This is a genomic window from Pseudohalioglobus lutimaris (genome assembly GCF_002866825.1).
Lineage (GTDB): Bacteria > Pseudomonadota > Gammaproteobacteria > Pseudomonadales > Halieaceae > Halioglobus > Halioglobus lutimaris.
In genome coordinates this window covers 294,669-311,807 of sequence record NZ_PKUS01000001.1, presented here as the reverse complement: position 1 = coordinate 311,807, position 17,139 = coordinate 294,669, and the positions used below count along the sequence as shown (strand labels likewise).

The window sequence follows — 17,139 nt, the reverse complement described above, 5'->3', positions numbered from 1 at the left end:
CACATTAGCGGGAAATGAGGCATTCAAACGATGAGGCATTCAAACAAAGCGGACACCACGAATGGGGTAAGCCTTCCTCGGTTGAAAACAAACGTCCACGCCCTTGGAAGGCTTACCCCATTCGTGGCCGCTCAGCTGGAAAGTGTCTATCAACGAAGCAACCCCGCTAATCTGCGAAGAGCCAAAAAAAAGGCCGACTCTAAAGCCGGCCTTTTCTTTAAGTTTTGTGTCCTCCTCCGGTGGTCCCGGTGGAGGACGGGTGAGGCTTAGAAGCCTACTGTCACACCAACGTACCAGTAGCGGCCCAGGGCGTCATACAGGCCCGGGAATACGTTACCGTTACCCTGTACAGACGGGCCAGCGGCGGAACCGCCGACGGGGGGTGCTTCGTCCAGAACGTTGTTCACGCCCAGGCGAATAGAAGCAGTGTCGTCGAAGACGTCCCAGATGCCCGCAACATCGAAGTAGTTGATGGAATCAAGGTCAATGTTGCCCTGAAGGTCTTCAACTTCGCTGATGTAGCGCCACATGACGGTGCCCGTGACATTCCACGGAGTCAGCCAGGTTGCACGCAGGTTGTTACGTGTTTCGGGCGTGGGGTAGCCACAGCTTGAGCCCCAGTTGCCTTTACAGTCAGTAGTCGGAGCACCTTTGAGCTCGGCTTCATCCCACTTGGTGATCAGTGACAGGGTGTTGCTGAAAGCAAGCGTACCCATGTCGCCGATGTCCAGGGAGTAGTCGACTACAACATCCCAGCCTTCAACTTCTTCAACGGCCAGGTTGTCGTTGAGCGCAATAACGTTACCGCTGTTGTTCACATCGGAACCAATCCACAGGTCGCCGGCGTTACCGCGTTTGACCAGGGCGCACTGGGAGTCGTTACCGTCCAGACACTCATTGAGGATAAAGTTGGGATCAAGGTTGCTGATGCCCTTCTCAATCTCGATGGAGTACCAGTCAACGCTCATGCTCAGGCCGTCGACGAACTCAGGCGTCCACACAACACCCAGCGAGTAGGTGTCAGCTTCTTCCGGTGCCAGGTCGGGGTTGCCGCCCTGCAGGAAGTTGTACTGACCAGCGGGGTTGTTGGGTACACGACCGTACTGGGCAGCGGTCACGCCGCTACGGGCACAGTCAGCGGCGCTGCGCAGGGGTGTTGCACCGCCACAGGGGTCCACGTCCATGTCGAACAGGTTAAAGCCCTGGGGCAGGAACAGTTCCTGGATGTTAGCCGCACGTACTGCACGCTGGAAGCTACCGCGGACCTTAACGCCCTGGTTGATTGCCCAACCGGCGCGAATACCGTAGGTGTCGGTAGTCTGGTCGGTAGAGTAATCGGAGTAGCGATAGCTCAGGTCGACGATGAGCTCTTCTGCGAACGCTTTGCCTTCCAGTACCGGAATGCTGATTTCACCGAAGAATTCAGTTACGTCGTAACCGCCAGATACAGGACCGGTCGCGCCGCCCTGGCCAGCACCGTCACCGCTGCGGAAGCCGGAGTCAGGGTTGAAGTCCAGGTTCTCTTCGCGGTATTCCGCGCCGAAGGCCACCTGAATGCCGGAGTCTGCTGTAGGCAGGTTCCAGCCGTAGTCACCGAGGTTACCTGCGACATAACCGGAGTAAACGGTCTGGTCGGTGGTGCCGCGAGCGAACAGGGGCAATACCAGGTAATCCAACTGGTCCTGGGTCACTGCACCGGTGGTGAAGATGTTCCAGGGTACACAGTTCGGATCGCTGCCATCGACCACAGATTGACAAACAACATTGCCATCCGCGTCTTCAACCGCATCAAGCGCGCGGGTGACTTTGGTAGTGGACAAGTCATTCAGGTAGGTGTTTTCCATGCTGACTTCGGCGTACATGCCGTAGACGTCATAGGACCAGGTGTCGTTGATTTCGCCGCGTGCGCCGAATACACCACGGAAGCTGGTGTGCCGCAGATCCTGCTGACGGGGGCCACCTTCTACGTTACGACGGCCCAGGTAAGCAGTCTGAACGTCGTCTTCTGTCAGGCCGAATTGTCCGCAAAGCGCGTCGAATTGCTGGTCGGACAGCAGCGGGTTGCCACAAGCCAGAGTGTTGGTCACGAAGAACGCTCCAGATGGAGCGATCTGGGATACCGAACGGTCATCCATGAACATCAGTTCGGTGTAGGTCTCAACGTGTTCGTTGATCTCGTAACGACCGAAGGCACCAGCTGTATAACGCTCGTCAGGGCGCTGGAAGTAGTTCAACGGGCCATAGTTGTAGGTAGTGCCGTCTCTGGGCACGAATTCAGAACCGGCTACCTTAAAGTCGAAACCTTCTTCGAGCACGCCGAAGTCAGTCACACGACCGTCAGGGATGGTGCCGGAGCCGAAACAACCTGTGGAGTCAGCGTTGTGGGCACAGCCAGAGTAGTCGCGATCTGCCTGGGTGATGGCTTCAACATCACGGTAAGTGGCATACATAGTGACGTTACCGCGACCATTGTCGAAGTTGCCGCCCATGATCAGTGACCAGTCCTGGATGTCGCCACCGGTTTTGCTGCCGTCCGCTACGGGATAGCCGGCATCGGTAACGATGCGCTGCAGGCTGCTGTCGTCGTTGCCATGGTTGTACTGGCTGAACTGGTAATCGAACTGAACGCCTTCAAAATCGTCTTGCATGATGAAGTTAACAACACCCGCAACCGCGTCAGAACCGTAAGTCGCGGAAGAGCCACCGGTCAGCACTTCAACGCGCTGAATGAGGGTGCCAGGGATCTGGTTGATGTCCGCACCAATGCCGCCCTGAAGCGGTGAGCCTGCGGGCATGCGACGGCCGTTGACCAGTACCAGCGTCCGCTCGTCTCCGAGGTTACGCAGGTTCAGGGTCGCGGTGCCGGTGGCGCCGTTGGCCTGGCCGGAGTTCTGGTTGGAGTAGACTTGTGGCAGCTTGGCCATCAGGTCTTCAACCCGGGTTACACCCTGGAACTTGAATTCTTCAGCATCTACCTGGGTGACCGGACTGGCGCTAACGAGGTTCGCTCGCTGGATGCGGGATCCAGTGACGACTACTTCTTCGAGCATTTCCTCACCTTGCGCACTTGCCATTTGCGGTATAGCGGTCAGAGCGCTGATACCGACCGCCGCGGAGACCGCAGCAGCAAGACGATTTCTTCTCAACATATTAATACCCCTGTATTTTAATTGAGCATACTTTAGTAGTGTTCACGCGGCTGAAACCGCATAACTCGAACTTTAAACGATTAAAAGAAGATGGCCCTCAATAAGAGGGCGAAAATTGTGAAAATTTCACAGGAATCTCAGGGAACTAGTAATTGTGCCGAAACTAATTGGGTAGTCGGGGCAGTCTGAGCAGTTCGGGCAGGGCTATTTGACGCGGCTGACGCCAATACTGCGGCCACTGGCAACGTGGTAGAGCTTGTAGAAGCCAAGGAAATTCTTCTTGATTTCGACCGCCGTATCCTCTCCCTGGTAGACCACGCGTCCGTTCAGGCGCTGGCGCCAGACCTGACCGTTGTCCAGGTAGAAGACGGTATTGCCATCCCAGCCCTTGAAAGGCGGTTTCACGTTTGCCTGGATGACGTGCTTTGCCTCGACCTCCTTTACGTCTTCGTTGGTGATCAGCATCGTCGGCGCTTCAGTCGCGGTGTAATGCAGCAGCCAGGCATTCAGCGCAGTGCGCTCCGCCTCACTGAGTTTATCCAGGCCAGCAGCCTTGAACTCTTCACTGCTCATCAGCTTCTCAATCCCCGGAAACGCCTCGTCGGCCGCGGTGGCGTTCGATATAAAGTAGGCTAACGGTAGTAAAAACAATAAATTACGCAATTCGTTTTCCTCTGTAGAGACTCATAGTCTAAGGCTGATCCGGGTGTACCACTGCCGCCCTTTCAGCTCGTGGGTGCGGCCATCGATATTGTCGTTGAAGGCGGACGTGGCGAGAGGGGCCTTCTCATCCCACAGGTTATCCACTCCCAGTGTCAGGCGCAGTCCCTCCTGCGCCGGGAATGTGTAGTTAAGCTGAACGTCGTGGATCAGCCAGTCGTCGATCGCGCGGGTGCGATCGGTATCGGGCACGATCTCGTTCATTTCACCGACATAGTGGATCTGGTAACTGCCTTTCCAGCGGTCTTTTGTCCAGCGCAGGCCCAGCTGCGCCTTCCACCTGGGTATGCCCCCCAGTCCCTCTGATGCTTCATCGCGGAAGGTGCCAGCCAGGTTGAGGCTGGGTGCATTGCGGTCCAGGCGCGCCAGGTACTCATAGATCCAGCTGGCACCGCCAATGACGCTGAACTGACCCCAGGAGCGTCGCGGGACATGCCAGGTGAGCGCCAGGTCCGCACCGCGGACTTCTCTTTCGCCAATATTGATGTTGTTTGCGGACACCAGGGTGAGGTTACCCATAGCATCTCGCTGTACCAGCTCAGCAAACGCGCCCGACCGCGCATTCTGGTCGACGATGAACTGCGCGCTGGAGGAAACCACGTCACGCTGTTTAATTTCGAACAGGTCGGCCGACAAAGCCAACCCCTGTGCGCCCGAGGGGGTCCAGACCAGGCCCAGGCTATAACTGTCGGAGGTTTCCGGGTCCAACTCGCTGTTGCCACCCTTGATGGTGAGGAACTGGTTGCGAGTGGGGTCGGCCTGACGAACACAACCCGGCAGTGAGCCGATGTTACTGGCCTGGGTGCAGGGGTCGTTGATAAAGGCCTGTTCTTCGGTCGCGCCTTCATACAGCTCGTTGAGTGAGGGAGCCCGAAAACCCTCGGCATAGTTTGCCCGCAACAGCACAGAGGGTCCCAGTCGCCAGCGCAATGCGAGCTTGGGATTGCTGTTGCTGCCAAAGTCGCTGTAGTCGGAGAAGCGCATGGCTGCTTCCAGATCAAGGCTGCTGTAGCCGCTGGCGCTTTTCCACAACGGCAGCACCGTCTCCAGGTAGACCTCGGAGACAGTGCGCGCGCCGCTGGTCTGCTCGAAGTTAGTGGCGCCTATGGTGCTGGTTTCCGCCAATAGTCTGGATGGTTTTTTGCTGGTGGCTTCCCGGCGATATTCCATTCCGAAGGCAATGTCAGTGCGACCCGCCGGCAGTCCCATTACAGCCCGCGACAGGTTGACGCTACCGCCCGAAAGTTTGGTGTAACCACTTACTTCGCCTCTAGCCACTATGTAGCCTAGCTGGTCAGCAGATATGCTACCCGCCGGGCCGGTAAGGTTTACCGGTACACAGGCGTCCTCCACCGCGCCCTGGCAGCCTTCGGCGGGCCCGATCGCTCGCGCCAGACGGTCTGCGTTGACGATTCCCGTGGTACTCTCGCGAGCCTCGCTGCGACTCCAGTTATAGGCAACGTCCCAGTTCCAGTCGGCAAAAAGACCCTCCAGGACAGCGCTGAACCGACTGGCCTCTGACTCATTGCGCTGGCGACGCGCCGGTAGTTCAATCAGCCGGCGACGCACATCCCGCAGGTCCTCACCAAACGGGTTGTAGATGCTCTGGGCAGACACAACCAAAGGGGTTTGTTCAAAAGCGGTAAACACGGGTGTCGGCGCCAGGGTGGCTTCGGCTTCGGTCTCCAGGTAGCTCAGCTCCATGTAGCCGGTAACGCTTTCGCTGAAGTCATAACTGGCGTTGGTGTAAATACTGTCGCGTTCCAGAGGCACCACGGCAGACGTGAACGCCTGGTAATTGAACAGGTCCTCATCGGTAACCGGGCGATAGCTGTTGCCACTGGCAATCACTGTCTCACCCGAGGCGAGGCTTATGCGCGCATCGGGTGTGGCGCTGGAACGCTGGTCCGTGCCACCCAGTGGGCGTGAGTCGGCACTGCCGGACACCTTGCGGTCGCGGCTGAAAATGGGGTCCTGCTGGTAGCGGGAAGCGGTAATAAAGAAAGATCCGTCGGGCAGGCCGGTGCCGTATTGCAAGGTCTGGGTGCTGGTCTCCAGATCCCCTTCGCCGGTTTCGCCATAGTAGGCCTCCGCGAGCACGCCGTGGAAGTCACGCCTGGTAATCACGTTAACGACACCGGCTATCGCATCGGAACCGTAGATTGCGGAGGCGCCATCCTTGAGGATCTCAATGCGCTCTACTGCATCCGGCGCGATGCTATTGAGGTCTACGGACTCTCCGGCGAGTCCGTTATTGGCGACCCGGCGCCCGTTGATCAGTACCAGGGTATTGCTGGCGGGTAGTCCGCGCAGGGTGACGGTCGCCGTTCCGTTGCCACCATTGGAGATTGCTGTACTGAGTGAGTTGCCGGATACGGCGGGCACAAACTTGAGCAACTCACCCAGGGTCTGGGCGCCGCTGAGTTGTATATCGGGAGAGGAAAGAATGTCCACCGGCGCGCCACCGGTGTGGCCCGAGCGACGAATTCTGGAGCCGGTGACGTGGGTACCATAGACGTAGGTCTGCTCCATACCCGGCACATAGACCGGGTAAGCGCTGATCATCTCTTGCGGGGAGAGGCAGGAATTGCCCGCAGCGCAATCCAACTGAAATACCGCGACAACCTTGTCATCAACCAGCTCCCAGCCCAGGTCTGAATCCAGTAGCAACGCATCCAGTGCCGCACTCATGGTGACCGTGCCGACTACTCCAGGCGCAGGCAGGTCGCGCACAACCTGGTCGGAAAAGACAATCGAGACCCCGCTCTGTTGGCTTAGCTGGATCAGCGCAGCAGACAGTTGCGGAGCTTCAATGGTGTAGTGAATAGGGGCCTGCGGCGTTTCCGCAGCAGCGGTGCTGTTGGCCAGGCCAGCGACAAGTACGATCGCGAGCAGGGATCGGTGCCAAATAGGAAGCACTCCCGGCGTGATTTCCGGACCTCTCGCAGTGGCGGTGAGCATGGGTAACCCGACTGCGACAGTGTCGCAACCTGTTGAAAAGATTCAAAAACTAGAACGGCGCCAGCTGGTTTAGAGGCGGGCGGAGGTTCCACACCGCCCCTTTATAGCCTACTGACCTGATTTGAGCAACTGCACTGTGCCGGTGTCCAGTGGTTCAGTTTTGAGGTCGAGGCTGAGTGCGAGTGCTCCAAGAGTGGCTTCAGGCTGGTCCAGGTCGAAAACGCCGGAAACCGTGAGCGCGGCGATGTCCGGATCGGTGAGCAGAATATCGGTTTCGTAGTAACGTTGCAGCTGTGCGATCAGCTCAGCCAGCGGCATCTCCCGCGCTACCAGTTGACCCTGGCGCCACGCCAGTTGTTGCTCCATGTCGGGTACGCTGACTTTCCAACCATCGTCACTCGCTGTCAGCTGTTGATTTACCCGTAATACTTCGACGGTGGCAGCTCTCGCACCCGTTTCACCCAGCTCGGTCACTCTTACAACGCCTTCGGTAACCGTGACACTGGTGCTGTCACGGTCGCGGTATACATTGAAAGCTGTACCCAGCGCAGTGATACGCGCATCGCCGGCATCCACATGAAAGGGCCTGGTTGCATCAGACTTGACCTGAAACCAGGCCTCGCCCTGCGTCAGGGTGATATGGCGCTGGTCCCCGGCATAGCTTACGTTCAATGATGAATTGGTGTTGAGCAGGGCCCGGGAGCCATCGGGGAGCTCAAAATCGTGACGCTCTCCCATAGCGGTCTGGAGCTGTGTGCTGACCGGATCCATGGCCACCTTTGGCCAGAGCACTACAGCCAGAACCAGGCTGGCAGCGACAGCGATTGCAGCGGGTAGCCAGCGTGAGCGGTTGGCGGCCTCAGCCGGCTCGTCGCCGGTTGCCGGCATATGGCGCACAGCGCCCAGATCGTCCCAGAGGTCGAGGGCCTCGTCCATGGCGACGGGGTGTGATGCGTCCTCGCCAAGCCAGAGTGCAAAGGCCTGGTGGTCTTCCCTGGATACAGTATCGGCACGCAGCCGCGCGACCCAGCCCAGGGCTGCGTCTACTGCTTGCTCAAACTGTCTGTGCTCTTTCTGCTTCATCTTGTGTGACGCCGCTTCCCTGCGGGCCTGTCTCTGGTTTTGCCTGGAGCGGTATGCTCAAAATATAGTCGTTGTCTGAATGGAACGTTTGGGTGCCGGGATTCCTCAAGGCATAAAGTGGTAAATCTATGTGAAAAGTCAAGATTCATTGCCCCGGCTTATCCTCTGCAGATAACCGCTTGCGGCAGTGGCGCAGCGCCTGCAGGATGTATTTTTCAACACTGGAGACGGAAACCTGCATTTGCTCGGCGATGGCGCTGTAGGGCATGCCGCTCTGGCGGTGCAGCAAAAACGCCTGTTTAGCCTTGAAAGGCAACTCTTCCAGTGCGCTGTGGATGGTAGCGAGTTTTTCCCTGGCGCCGAGTATCTGCTCCGGAGAGGCGCCCGCGGCGTTGGGGTCTGCTGGCTCTCCGTCCACGGACTGGCTCTTTTCTGACTTCAGGAAGCGAAAGTGCAGCTGGCGGCGTCGCAACTGATCTACGGCAAGGTTGGTAGCCACCTGGAAGAGAAAGGCGCGGGCGTTGTCGAGATTCTCAGGTTGCTCAAGGCGATGCAGGCGCATGTAAGCCTCCTGGGCCAGTTCTGCAGCGTCTTCCGGGCTGTCCAGCTTGCGCGCCAGGTAGCGCTCTAGCAGCACGCCGTGCTCGGCTACCAGCTGGGCAATAAATTGATCTTTATTCTGGGTCACTGGGCGATGATGCCACCTGCGGGTGGCCTGTGGCCACCCCTGCAGAGGCGGTGCTAGAAAAGCACCCTTGAGCGTATTGTGCCCTCAATGGCAGCGAGTTTTTCCAGCGCCACGTCACTGTACTCTGCGTCCACGTCGATCACCACATAACCCACGGCCTCGTTGGTTTGCAGATACTGTGCCGAGACGTTGACGCCCGTCTGCGAGAAAACGTTGTTAATCGCGCTGATTATGCCCGGTACATTGTGGTGAATGTGCAGCAGGCGGTGACTGCCGGCATGCTCCGGCAACGCGACCTCCGGGAAGTTTACAGACGACGTGGTGGTGCCGTTGTCGGAATACTTGGCCAGTTTTTCAGCGACTTCCATACCAATATTTTCCTGGGCCTCCACCGTACTGCCACCGATGTGCGGCGTCAGGAACGTGTTGTCGAACTGCCGCAGGGGCGAGATGAATTCATCGTCATTAGACCGGGGTTCCACGGGAAAAACGTCGATACCGGCGCCGCCCAGTCTGCCGCTCTCCAGGGCCGCAGCGAGGGCATCGATATCAACGACCGTGCCCCGCGAGGCATTGATAAGAATAGCGCCCTGCTGCATCTGTTCCAGCTCGGCGGCAGCTATCATGTCCTGGGTGGAGCCTGTTTCAGGCACGTGCAGGCTGACCACGTCAGAGGTGGCCAGCAGGTGATTTAGGCTGGGCACCTGCCGGGCATTGCCCAGGGGGAGTTTGTTGACCACATCGTAGAACTGCACCTGCATGCCCAGCCCCTCGGCGATGACGCCCAACTGCATACCGATATTGCCATAGCCGATAATGCCCAGTTTCTTACCCCGTATCTCGAAGGAATTGATGGCGGATTTCTGCCATTCTCCCCGGTGCGCGGCGGCGTTCTTCTGCGCGACGCCGCGTAATAGCAGGATTGCCTCGGCGAGAACCAGCTCCGCCACGCTGCGGGTGTTGGAGAAGGGAGCATTGAAGACGGCGATGCCACGATGCGTGGCGGCTTTGAGATCGACCTGGTTGGTACCGATACAAAAACACCCAATGGCCACCAGCTTCCTGGCCTCGGCAAGTACCTCCTCGGTCAGCTGGGTGCGTGAGCGAATGCCGACGAAGTGAGCGCCGGCAATCGCCTGCTTCAGCTCAGCTGTCGGCAACGCCTTTTTGTGCTGCTCTATATTGGTGTAACCGTCGCGCTGCAGCGCCTCAACGGCGGAAGGGTGTACCCCCTCCAGCAGCAGAAATTTGATCTTGTCCTTGGGCAGTGACTTCTGGGTCATGACCGTTGAATCCTGTGTGGTTAAAAGCCCTGCGAGGTAACCGGGGCCGGAAAAAAGGCGCGTATGGTACCATACGCGCCCCCTGAATCTGCCGCCCGTGAAAAATACCGGAGGAAGCACCCCGTGGCCCAGTTCGACATCGAAATTCTCACCGCTCTGCAGGCCATTGTGGGCGAGTCCAGGGTGTTGACCGACGCCGAAAATCTACAGCACTACGGACAGGACTGGACACGTTTTCACCAGCCCTCACCCGCGGCTGCGCTACTGCCGGGCAGCATAGAGGAAGTGCAGGCGATCGTGCGAATAGCAGCAGAACACCAGCTCGCCCTGGTGCCTTCCGGCGGGCGCACCGGTTTGAGCGCGGGTAGCGTGGCCATCAACGGCGAGCTGGTTGTCGCCCTGGATCGCATGAACCGTATTGAGGGCTTCAATCCGATAGATCGTACTGTGCGCTGTGGCCCCGGTGTGGTCACCGAGCAATTACAGCAGTTTGCTGAAGACCGGGGTCTGTATTATCCAGTTGACTTCGCTTCCTCGGGTTCCAGCCAGATAGGCGGTAACATTTCCACTAACGCCGGCGGCATCAAGGTGATTCGCCACGGTATGACACGGGACTGGGTCGCCGGATTGAAACTGGTCACCGGCACGGGCGAGCTGCTCGACCTGAACCGCGGCCTGATTAAAAACAATGCAGGCTATGATCTCCGCCACCTGGTGATCGGTGCGGAGGGCACATTGGGCATCGTGGTAGAGGCCACCATGCAACTGGATCGAGCACCCGGGGACCTGGCCGTTATGGTCCTGGGTGTTCCCGATATGCGCGCTGTTATGCACGTACTGACGGCTTTCCAGGGCGAGATGCAGTTATCAGCTTTCGAGTTCTTCTCCGAGCTGGCACTGCGCAAGGTGGTCGCCCATCAGGACCTGCAGCGCCCGTTTGCAACCGTCACTGAGTACTATGCGCTGCTGGAATTTGAGCAGGGCGATGAGCGCGCGCTGGAGAAAGCCATGGCGCTGTTTGAGCATTGTTTGGAGCAGGGCTGGGTTGAAGACGGTACGGTGAGCCAGAGTGTTGCCCAGGCAGAAAACCTGTGGCGTTTGCGCGAAGATATTTCCGAGACGATAACGCCCTGGACGCCCTACAAGAACGACATCTCCACGATCATCTCCAGGGTCCCCGACTTTCTCGCCGAGGTGGAAGCGGTAGTTAACAGCAAGTACCCGGATTTCGAAATCATCTGGTTCGGTCATATCGGCGACGGCAATGTTCACCTCAACATTCTCAAACCTGAGGCGTTGGGTGTGGACACGTTCCGCGAACAATGTGGAGAGGTGTCGAAGTGGGTGTTTGAAATAGTGCAGCGTTACGGTGGTTCGGTATCCGCCGAGCATGGGGTCGGGTTGTTGAAGAAGGACTACCTGCAGTATTCGCGCTCGCCGCTGGAGATCGACATCATGAAGCAGATCAAACTGGCGTTTGATCCGCAGGGGATAATGAATCCCGGGAAAATTTTTGATCTTTAGTTCTGGTTGGGTCGGTCTATAGTCGCCGAGTCGCCGAGTCGCCGAGTCGCCGAGTCGCCGAGTCGCCGAGTTGCCGAGTTGCCGAGTTGCCGAGTTGCCGAGTCGCGCGAACGGCAATAGCGTCTTCCGGGGAACGCAAAAGGCGCCATCCATGGCAGCTCGGCCTCGCACGTCCCTGTGCTCGGACGTCCCCGGAAGACGCTATTCCCGTTCACGCAACTCTGTTTCCGTTCTTGCCCCAGGCCAATGTTTCAATATCTGTGAGGAATGCGATGCTCCTTTTTCAGCTTAGAGGCATGTGGATGGCAGCCCCCTTTGGGGATGTCGGAGGGCATGGATGCCCGGAGTCAAGCAGCCATGGATGGCGCGCCTTTGCGGTCCACAAAGGGGGCTGTCATGCGCAGGGCTCGGTGGCCAGTCATATGAAAACACCAAACTGGTAGAATTCGGTGAATTGAAGATTCAGAGCAGCCGCAACGGCTCTTCCTGCAACGCCGCTAACTGCTCGCGCAGCTCGAGGATATGCTCTGCCCAGTAACGCTCCGTATTGAACCAGGTAAACGCCTTCGGAAACGCCGGGTCCTCCCAGCGGCGGGCCACCCAGGCCGCATAATTGACCAACCTCAGCGTGCGCAGCGGTTCAATCCAGCGCAACTGCGCCGCATCGAAGTCACAGAACTCCGAGTAGCCCTCAATCAACTCGCTCAATTGCAACTCGCGCTCGTGGCGTTCACCGTTGAGGAACATCCACAGGTCCTGAATGGCGGGCGCCATTACACAGTCGTCCAGGTCGACGAAATGGGCGACGTCGTCTCGCCAGAGGATATTGCCCACATGACAGTCACCGTGAAGGCGAATCTCGTCTTCAGGCGCGGGCCGGTACTGTTGCTCAACCGCGTGTAGTAAATCAAGCGTGAGCGACTCATAGGCCGGGCGCAGCTCGCGAGGGATGAAGTCACGCAGCAGGAACTCCCTGTTCTCCGCCAGCATCCGCTGTATACAGATGCGCTGGCGATGGGCAAACTTTTTAGCTTTACCGGCACCATGTATGCGTCCAAGGGTGCGGCCTAAAACCAGTAAATTGTCCATATTGTCCAACTCTGGTGGGTAGCCACCGCGGCGGATGAACAGCGCAAACTGGAAGTCCTGATACGAGTGCAGGCTGGTGTCATTATCGTCTACCAGCGGCGCCACCACGGATATTTCCGCTTCCTGCAATTCCAGACTGAAGCTGTGTTCTTCCAGAATCTGCTCACGGCTCCATCGCTCGGGGCGATAAAATTTAGCGATCAGCGGTTTGTCGTCTTCAATACCTACCTGGTATACACGATTTTCATAGCTGTTCAGGGCCAGCAGGCGGGCGTCGGACAGGCGACCGGTAGACTCCACCGCGTCGATGACAGTGTCGGGGGTCAGCTGGTCGTAGGGGTGTTGGTTCATTGGGTGTCTCCCGCCTCTGAAAGCAGTGCCACGCTCTTGATCTGTGCGAAGACGTTATCGCCCACAGCCAGGCTGAGGCGCTCTGCAGATTTTCTGGTGATACGGGCGAGGAGGAATTGTTCGCCAAGGGCAAGGCGCAGCAGCAGACGGGCGCCATGGCATGCCTCGATCTCAACAATCGTCACGGGAAGAATATTGAGGATGCTGGTCTGCCTGGGTTGCTCAAGGCAAATTGATACGTCCCTTGCGGGTATGCGCAATCGACGCTTTGCGCCGATCACCAGCGGAAGCCGGTTTACCTGCAGCGTCTGGCCCTCCACAGACACCTCAGTAAGTGCGAAAGCGTCGTCCTGCGCGCTGATAGTGCCGAGCAGTATTGCAGCGGCCTGCTCCTCGTGGGCCAGGTTAGTATCCAGGCGGGAGGAGAGAGCCAGTAGCGAACCCTGGTTCTGAAGTTTTCCGTTCTCCAGCAACAGCAGATGGTCGGCGAGCTGGCTCACTTCCTCGATATCGTGGCTCACGTAAAGCATGGGGAGATCCAGTTGCTGTGCCAGCTCTTGCAACAGCGACAGGCACTCGGCGCTGGCTCTATGGTCGAGGTTGGCCAGGGGTTCGTCCAGCAGCAGCAACTGTGGCCCGCTGCATAAGGCGCGGCCGATAGCGACGCGCTGCTTCTGGCCGGCGGAAAGCGTTTCTGGTTTTTGTTGCAGCAGGTCACCCAGGCCGAGTATCTCTACCAGGCGCGATTGCCCCAACGGTTGGCTGCCCTTTGCACGTCGCCTGGCGAAGTCCAGGTTGCCCGCTACCGTTAGATGGGAAAACAGGCGCGCGTCCTGAAACACGTAACCGATGCGCCTTTGCCACGCGGGTAAGCCCTTACCGCCAGAGAACCAGTCTTCGCCGCGGAAGTGAATGCGGCTGTTCTGGTCCGGTTCGCGCAGCCCGGCAATGCAGTCCAGCAGGGTGCTCTTGCCACTGCCGCTGGCCCCGTATAGCGCAGTGACACCCTGACCCGGAATTCGGCAGGCCACGTCCAGGTAGAAACCGTGCTGGCCTGCGCAACGCACGTCGAGTTCCAGGCTCATGTCCTGACCCGCCAGGCGGCAGGGCCATTTTTACGGTATATGAGGAAAAGCAGGGCCAGGGAGAAAGCCACCAGGCCGATTGCGAGACGATGTGCTTCATCAAACTGCAGCGTTTCCACCTTGTCGAAGAGTGCGATAGAAAGCACCTGTGTCTCTCCCGGTATATTCCCGCCAATCATAAGGACAACGCCGAATTCGCCCACCGTATGGGCAAAACCCAGGCTCGCCGCCGTGACAAAACTGCGTCGGGTCATAGGGAATACCACGTTGCGAAACTGGTCCAGGGGGTTGGCACCCAGAGTCGCTGCTGCCTGTAACATGCCGGCGGGTAGATTCTGGAATGCGGACTGTAAAGGTTGCACTACAAACGGCAGTGAGTAGACGACGGAGCCGATGACCAGTGCGCTGAAGCTGAAGGCCAGGCGGGTGCCGGTAAGCTGCTGCCACAACTGGCCTAGCGGCGAGTCGGGGGCCAGCGCCAGCAGCAGGTAAAAGCCCAGCACGGTGGGCGGCAGCACTAGCGGCAGGGCCACCAATGACTCAACCAGGGCTGAAGCGTTGCTGTTTCGGGTTGCCAGCCACCACGCCAGGGGTGTGCCGACAAGCAGTAGAATAAAGGTGGTGGTCCCAGCCAGGGCCGCAGTCAGGCCGATCACGTCCATTTCAGAGGGGCTCAGGGGCAAGGTAAATAGCCGGCGTTGTTGATCATCTGGCGCACGGTATCACTTCCCAGCCACTGCAGGTAGGCGCGTGCCTCCGGAGAGTCACGCAGTATAGCCAGATGTTGGTCAAGTGGTTGATACCACTGCGCTGGAACGGGCGTGGCATTGGGAGCCAGGGCCTTCGCCACCAGGGCCAGGTCCACAGCGCCAGCGCGCCAGAACTGAAAGGCCTGCAAAACGTTGTTGCCGCGTACCAGCGGACGTTCACTGTCATAACCCGGGCGGGCCAGAACTTCCATAGCTGCCCTGCCGTAGGGCGCGGTGGCCGGGTTGGCGATTGCCAGCGTAAGTTCCGGGTTGGAGAGGGCGCTGAGGTCTCCTCCCGCCAGGACCATGCTGCCCCGGGCATAGCACTGCGATTGCATGCCGTAGCCCTGCTGGACCAGCTTCTCCGGCGTTGCCTTGTCTGCGCTAAAAAAAAGGTCGAAAGGGGCGCCATGAATGACCTGGTTGGCCAGCGCACCGCTGGATGCGCTGGACACCAGGATCCGCTGGCCAGTTTGCCGGGTGTATTGCGCATTCAGGGTGTCCAGGGTGCCGCGAAAATTAGCCGCTACAGCCACGCGAAGCGGCTCACTGGCTGTTACCGGGAGGCTGAATAGAATCACCAGCAAGGTGATGACGCGCTGCATGATTTTGCTTAGTCTCCCGGTGAGGGCGTGCGGGCCAGGCACCATATTTCTACATGTGACGCGCCCGCATTTTTGAGCGTTCTGGCGACCTCGCCAGCGGTGGCGCCGGTGGTCAGTACGTCGTCCACTACGGCCACGCGGAGGTTGGCACAACGATTGCGTGCAGTAAAGGCTTCACTCAGGTTGCGTGACCGTTGCAGCGCATTCATTCCCGATTGCGCTCGGGTGGGCCGGTTGCGCAGCAGCAGGCCAGTGTCAACCACAAGCCCCGGCCAATACTGTTGTAGTGCCCTGGCCAGTAGTTCTGCCTGGTTGTAACCCCGCCGCCATTGTCGTAGCCAGTGCAGCGGCACGGGGACAATCGCATCCACCTCAGGAGGAGTTGGTACCTGCTGCCGCCATAGCCCGGCGAGCAGTGGTGTGAGGCGCTGCTCCCCCTCGAACTTCCAGCAACGTAACAGGTACGCCAGGTATTCACCGTAAAGCCAGGGTGCAACCACCCGATCGAAGTCCGGGGGATGTTGCAGGCACGCCCCGCATAGGGCAGAGGAACTCGTTGCCAGGGGCAGGGCGCAGCGCTGGCATGGAACTGAATTTGCAAGGAGTTCGCTGCGGCAACCATCGCACAGGGGTTGTGCACCGGGGCACCGCCATTGGCATAGGCAACAGTGATTTGGGAAAAGGCCACCCAGCAGGGCGGGTAAAATCCTGTTAACCACGATCAGGGTCATTGGTTGACAGCGCAGGGGCGGTGGGTATCATTGCGGCTTCCTTTTATTGCTATTCATTGGGTTCCCTATGCACACAGCCACCGCTGATTCTGCGTCCAGCCCCGAAGACATTCGCCACGACTGGACTCGCGAGGAGGTGGAGGCACTTTTTGCCCTGCCATTCAATGACTTGCTGTTCAGGGCCCACAGTTTGCACCGTGCCTATTTTGACCCGAATCAGGTGCAGGTGAGCACATTGCTTTCTATCAAAACCGGCGCCTGTCCTGAGGATTGCGCATACTGCCCCCAGAGCACCCGCTATGACACGGGCCTGGAAGCTGAGAAGCTGATGGAGGTTGAGAAGGTGCTGGAACAGGCGAAGGCCGCCCGGGCCGCGGGCTCTACCCGCTTTTGCATGGGTGCCGCCTGGCGCTGCCCCAAACCCCGTGACATGCCCCACGTGGTCGCCATGGTTAAGGGTGTGCGAGAGCTGGGTATGGAGACCTGCATGACCCTGGGCATGCTCACCAACGAGCAGGCGGAAGAGCTGTCCGAGGCAGGGCTGGATTACTACAACCACAATCTGGATACCTCGCCAGAGTTCTATGGCGACATCATCACCACTCGTACTTACCAGGACCGCCTGGATACGCTGGATCACGTGCGCAATTCCGGCATGAAGATTTGTAGCGGCGGCATTGTCGGTATGGGCGAGCAACAAACCGATCGTGCAGGTATGCTGCAGCAGCTGGCTAACCTGCATCAGCATCCGGAGAGCGTGCCCATCAATATGCTGGTTAGGGTAGAGGGTACGCCGCTGGAGAATGAAGCGGACCTGGATCCGTTCGAGTTCATTCGCACCATCGCCGTGGCGCGAATCTTGATGCCCGCGTCTCACGTGCGCCTTTCCGCGGGCCGCGAAGAAATGAACGAACAAATGCATGCACTGGCTTATTTTGCTGGAGCCAACTCTATTTTCTATGGTGAAAAGCTGCTGACCACGCCTAACCCACGTGCAAATACTGATATGGCCCTGTTCGGTCGCCTGGGTATCAACACGGAGTCACTGGAGCTTGAGCAGGCGCCACAGGACCCCAGTCCCCGCTTCTACGACGCAACGGCGACCAGCGCCTGAGCCGTGA

13 protein-coding genes and 1 pseudogene are annotated in these 17,139 nt (G+C 58.7%); 2 read left to right on the top strand and 12 right to left on the bottom strand.

Annotated elements, in window-relative coordinates; translation table 11 throughout:
• Positions 1-266 precede the first annotated feature (266 nt).
• The 6 genes from C0039_RS01330 to serA form a co-directional block, all read right to left on the bottom strand.
• On the bottom strand, positions 267-3,149 hold the full coding sequence (locus tag C0039_RS01330; RefSeq protein WP_075999659.1) for a TonB-dependent receptor domain-containing protein: 2,883 nt from the start codon (positions 3,147-3,149) through the stop codon (positions 267-269).
• A gap of 204 nt (positions 3,150-3,353) precedes the next feature.
• Positions 3,354-3,812: a hypothetical protein gene (locus tag C0039_RS01325; RefSeq protein WP_101517034.1), complete on the bottom strand. Its 459-nt coding sequence runs from the start codon at positions 3,810-3,812 to the stop codon at positions 3,354-3,356.
• A gap of 21 nt (positions 3,813-3,833) precedes the next feature.
• On the bottom strand, positions 3,834-6,788 hold the full coding sequence (locus C0039_RS01320; RefSeq protein WP_165787005.1) for a TonB-dependent receptor: 2,955 nt from the start codon (positions 6,786-6,788) through the stop codon (positions 3,834-3,836).
• Positions 6,789-6,938: 150 nt separating this feature from the next.
• On the bottom strand, positions 6,939-7,913 hold the full coding sequence (locus C0039_RS01315; RefSeq protein WP_101517032.1) for a FecR family protein: 975 nt from the start codon (positions 7,911-7,913) through the stop codon (positions 6,939-6,941).
• A gap of 145 nt (positions 7,914-8,058) precedes the next feature.
• Positions 8,059-8,601, bottom strand: coding sequence for an RNA polymerase sigma factor (locus C0039_RS01310; protein WP_075999655.1), 543 nt, complete (start codon positions 8,599-8,601; stop codon positions 8,059-8,061).
• 53 nt (positions 8,602-8,654) lie between these two features.
• Positions 8,655-9,884, bottom strand: a complete 1,230-nt coding sequence (gene serA / locus C0039_RS01305) for a phosphoglycerate dehydrogenase (RefSeq protein WP_101517031.1) — start codon at positions 9,882-9,884, stop codon at positions 8,655-8,657.
• Between the two features lie 123 nt (positions 9,885-10,007).
• Here serA and C0039_RS01300 point away from each other — a divergent pair, with 123 nt between their 5' ends.
• On the top strand, positions 10,008-11,408 hold the full coding sequence (locus tag C0039_RS01300; protein WP_243391524.1) for an FAD-binding oxidoreductase: 1,401 nt from the start codon (positions 10,008-10,010) through the stop codon (positions 11,406-11,408).
• Positions 11,409-11,870: 462 nt separating this feature from the next.
• On the opposite strand, the gene C0039_RS01295 is transcribed toward C0039_RS01300, so the two are convergent.
• From C0039_RS01295 to C0039_RS21490, 6 genes and pseudogenes are all read right to left on the bottom strand, one after another.
• The gene (locus C0039_RS01295; RefSeq protein WP_101517029.1) at positions 11,871-12,848 is read right to left on the bottom strand and encodes a serine/threonine protein kinase; all 978 of its coding nucleotides are present in this window, start codon (positions 12,846-12,848) and stop codon (positions 11,871-11,873) included.
• Positions 12,845-13,933 carry a molybdenum ABC transporter ATP-binding protein gene (modC, locus tag C0039_RS01290; protein WP_075999651.1) on the bottom strand — a complete coding sequence of 363 codons (1,089 nt, stop codon included), beginning with the start codon at positions 13,931-13,933 and terminating at the stop codon, positions 12,845-12,847. Before modC ends, C0039_RS01295 begins: the two co-directional genes overlap by 4 nt.
• A complete protein-coding gene (gene modB / locus C0039_RS01285; RefSeq protein WP_423810678.1) occupies positions 13,930-14,595 on the bottom strand; it encodes a molybdate ABC transporter permease subunit in 666 nt (221 codons plus the stop codon). The genes modC and modB overlap by 4 nt, the downstream gene beginning before the upstream one ends.
• Positions 14,596-14,606: 11 nt before the next feature.
• On the bottom strand, positions 14,607-15,287 hold the full coding sequence (gene modA, locus C0039_RS01280; RefSeq protein WP_165787004.1) for a molybdate ABC transporter substrate-binding protein: 681 nt from the start codon (positions 15,285-15,287) through the stop codon (positions 14,607-14,609).
• 8 nt (positions 15,288-15,295) lie between these two features.
• The gene (locus C0039_RS01275) at positions 15,296-15,787 is read right to left on the bottom strand and encodes a ComF family protein (protein ID WP_101517027.1); all 492 of its coding nucleotides are present in this window, start codon (positions 15,785-15,787) and stop codon (positions 15,296-15,298) included.
• A gap of 36 nt (positions 15,788-15,823) precedes the next feature.
• Positions 15,824-16,018: pseudogene (locus C0039_RS21490) on the bottom strand (double zinc ribbon domain-containing protein); the annotation flags it as partial.
• Between the two features lie 67 nt (positions 16,019-16,085).
• Between C0039_RS21490 and bioB the strand changes: the two are divergent.
• Complete coding sequence (gene bioB, locus C0039_RS01270; protein WP_075999648.1) at positions 16,086-17,132, top strand: biotin synthase BioB; 1,047 nt, start codon at positions 16,086-16,088, stop codon at positions 17,130-17,132.
• Positions 17,133-17,139: the final 7 nt, after the last annotated feature.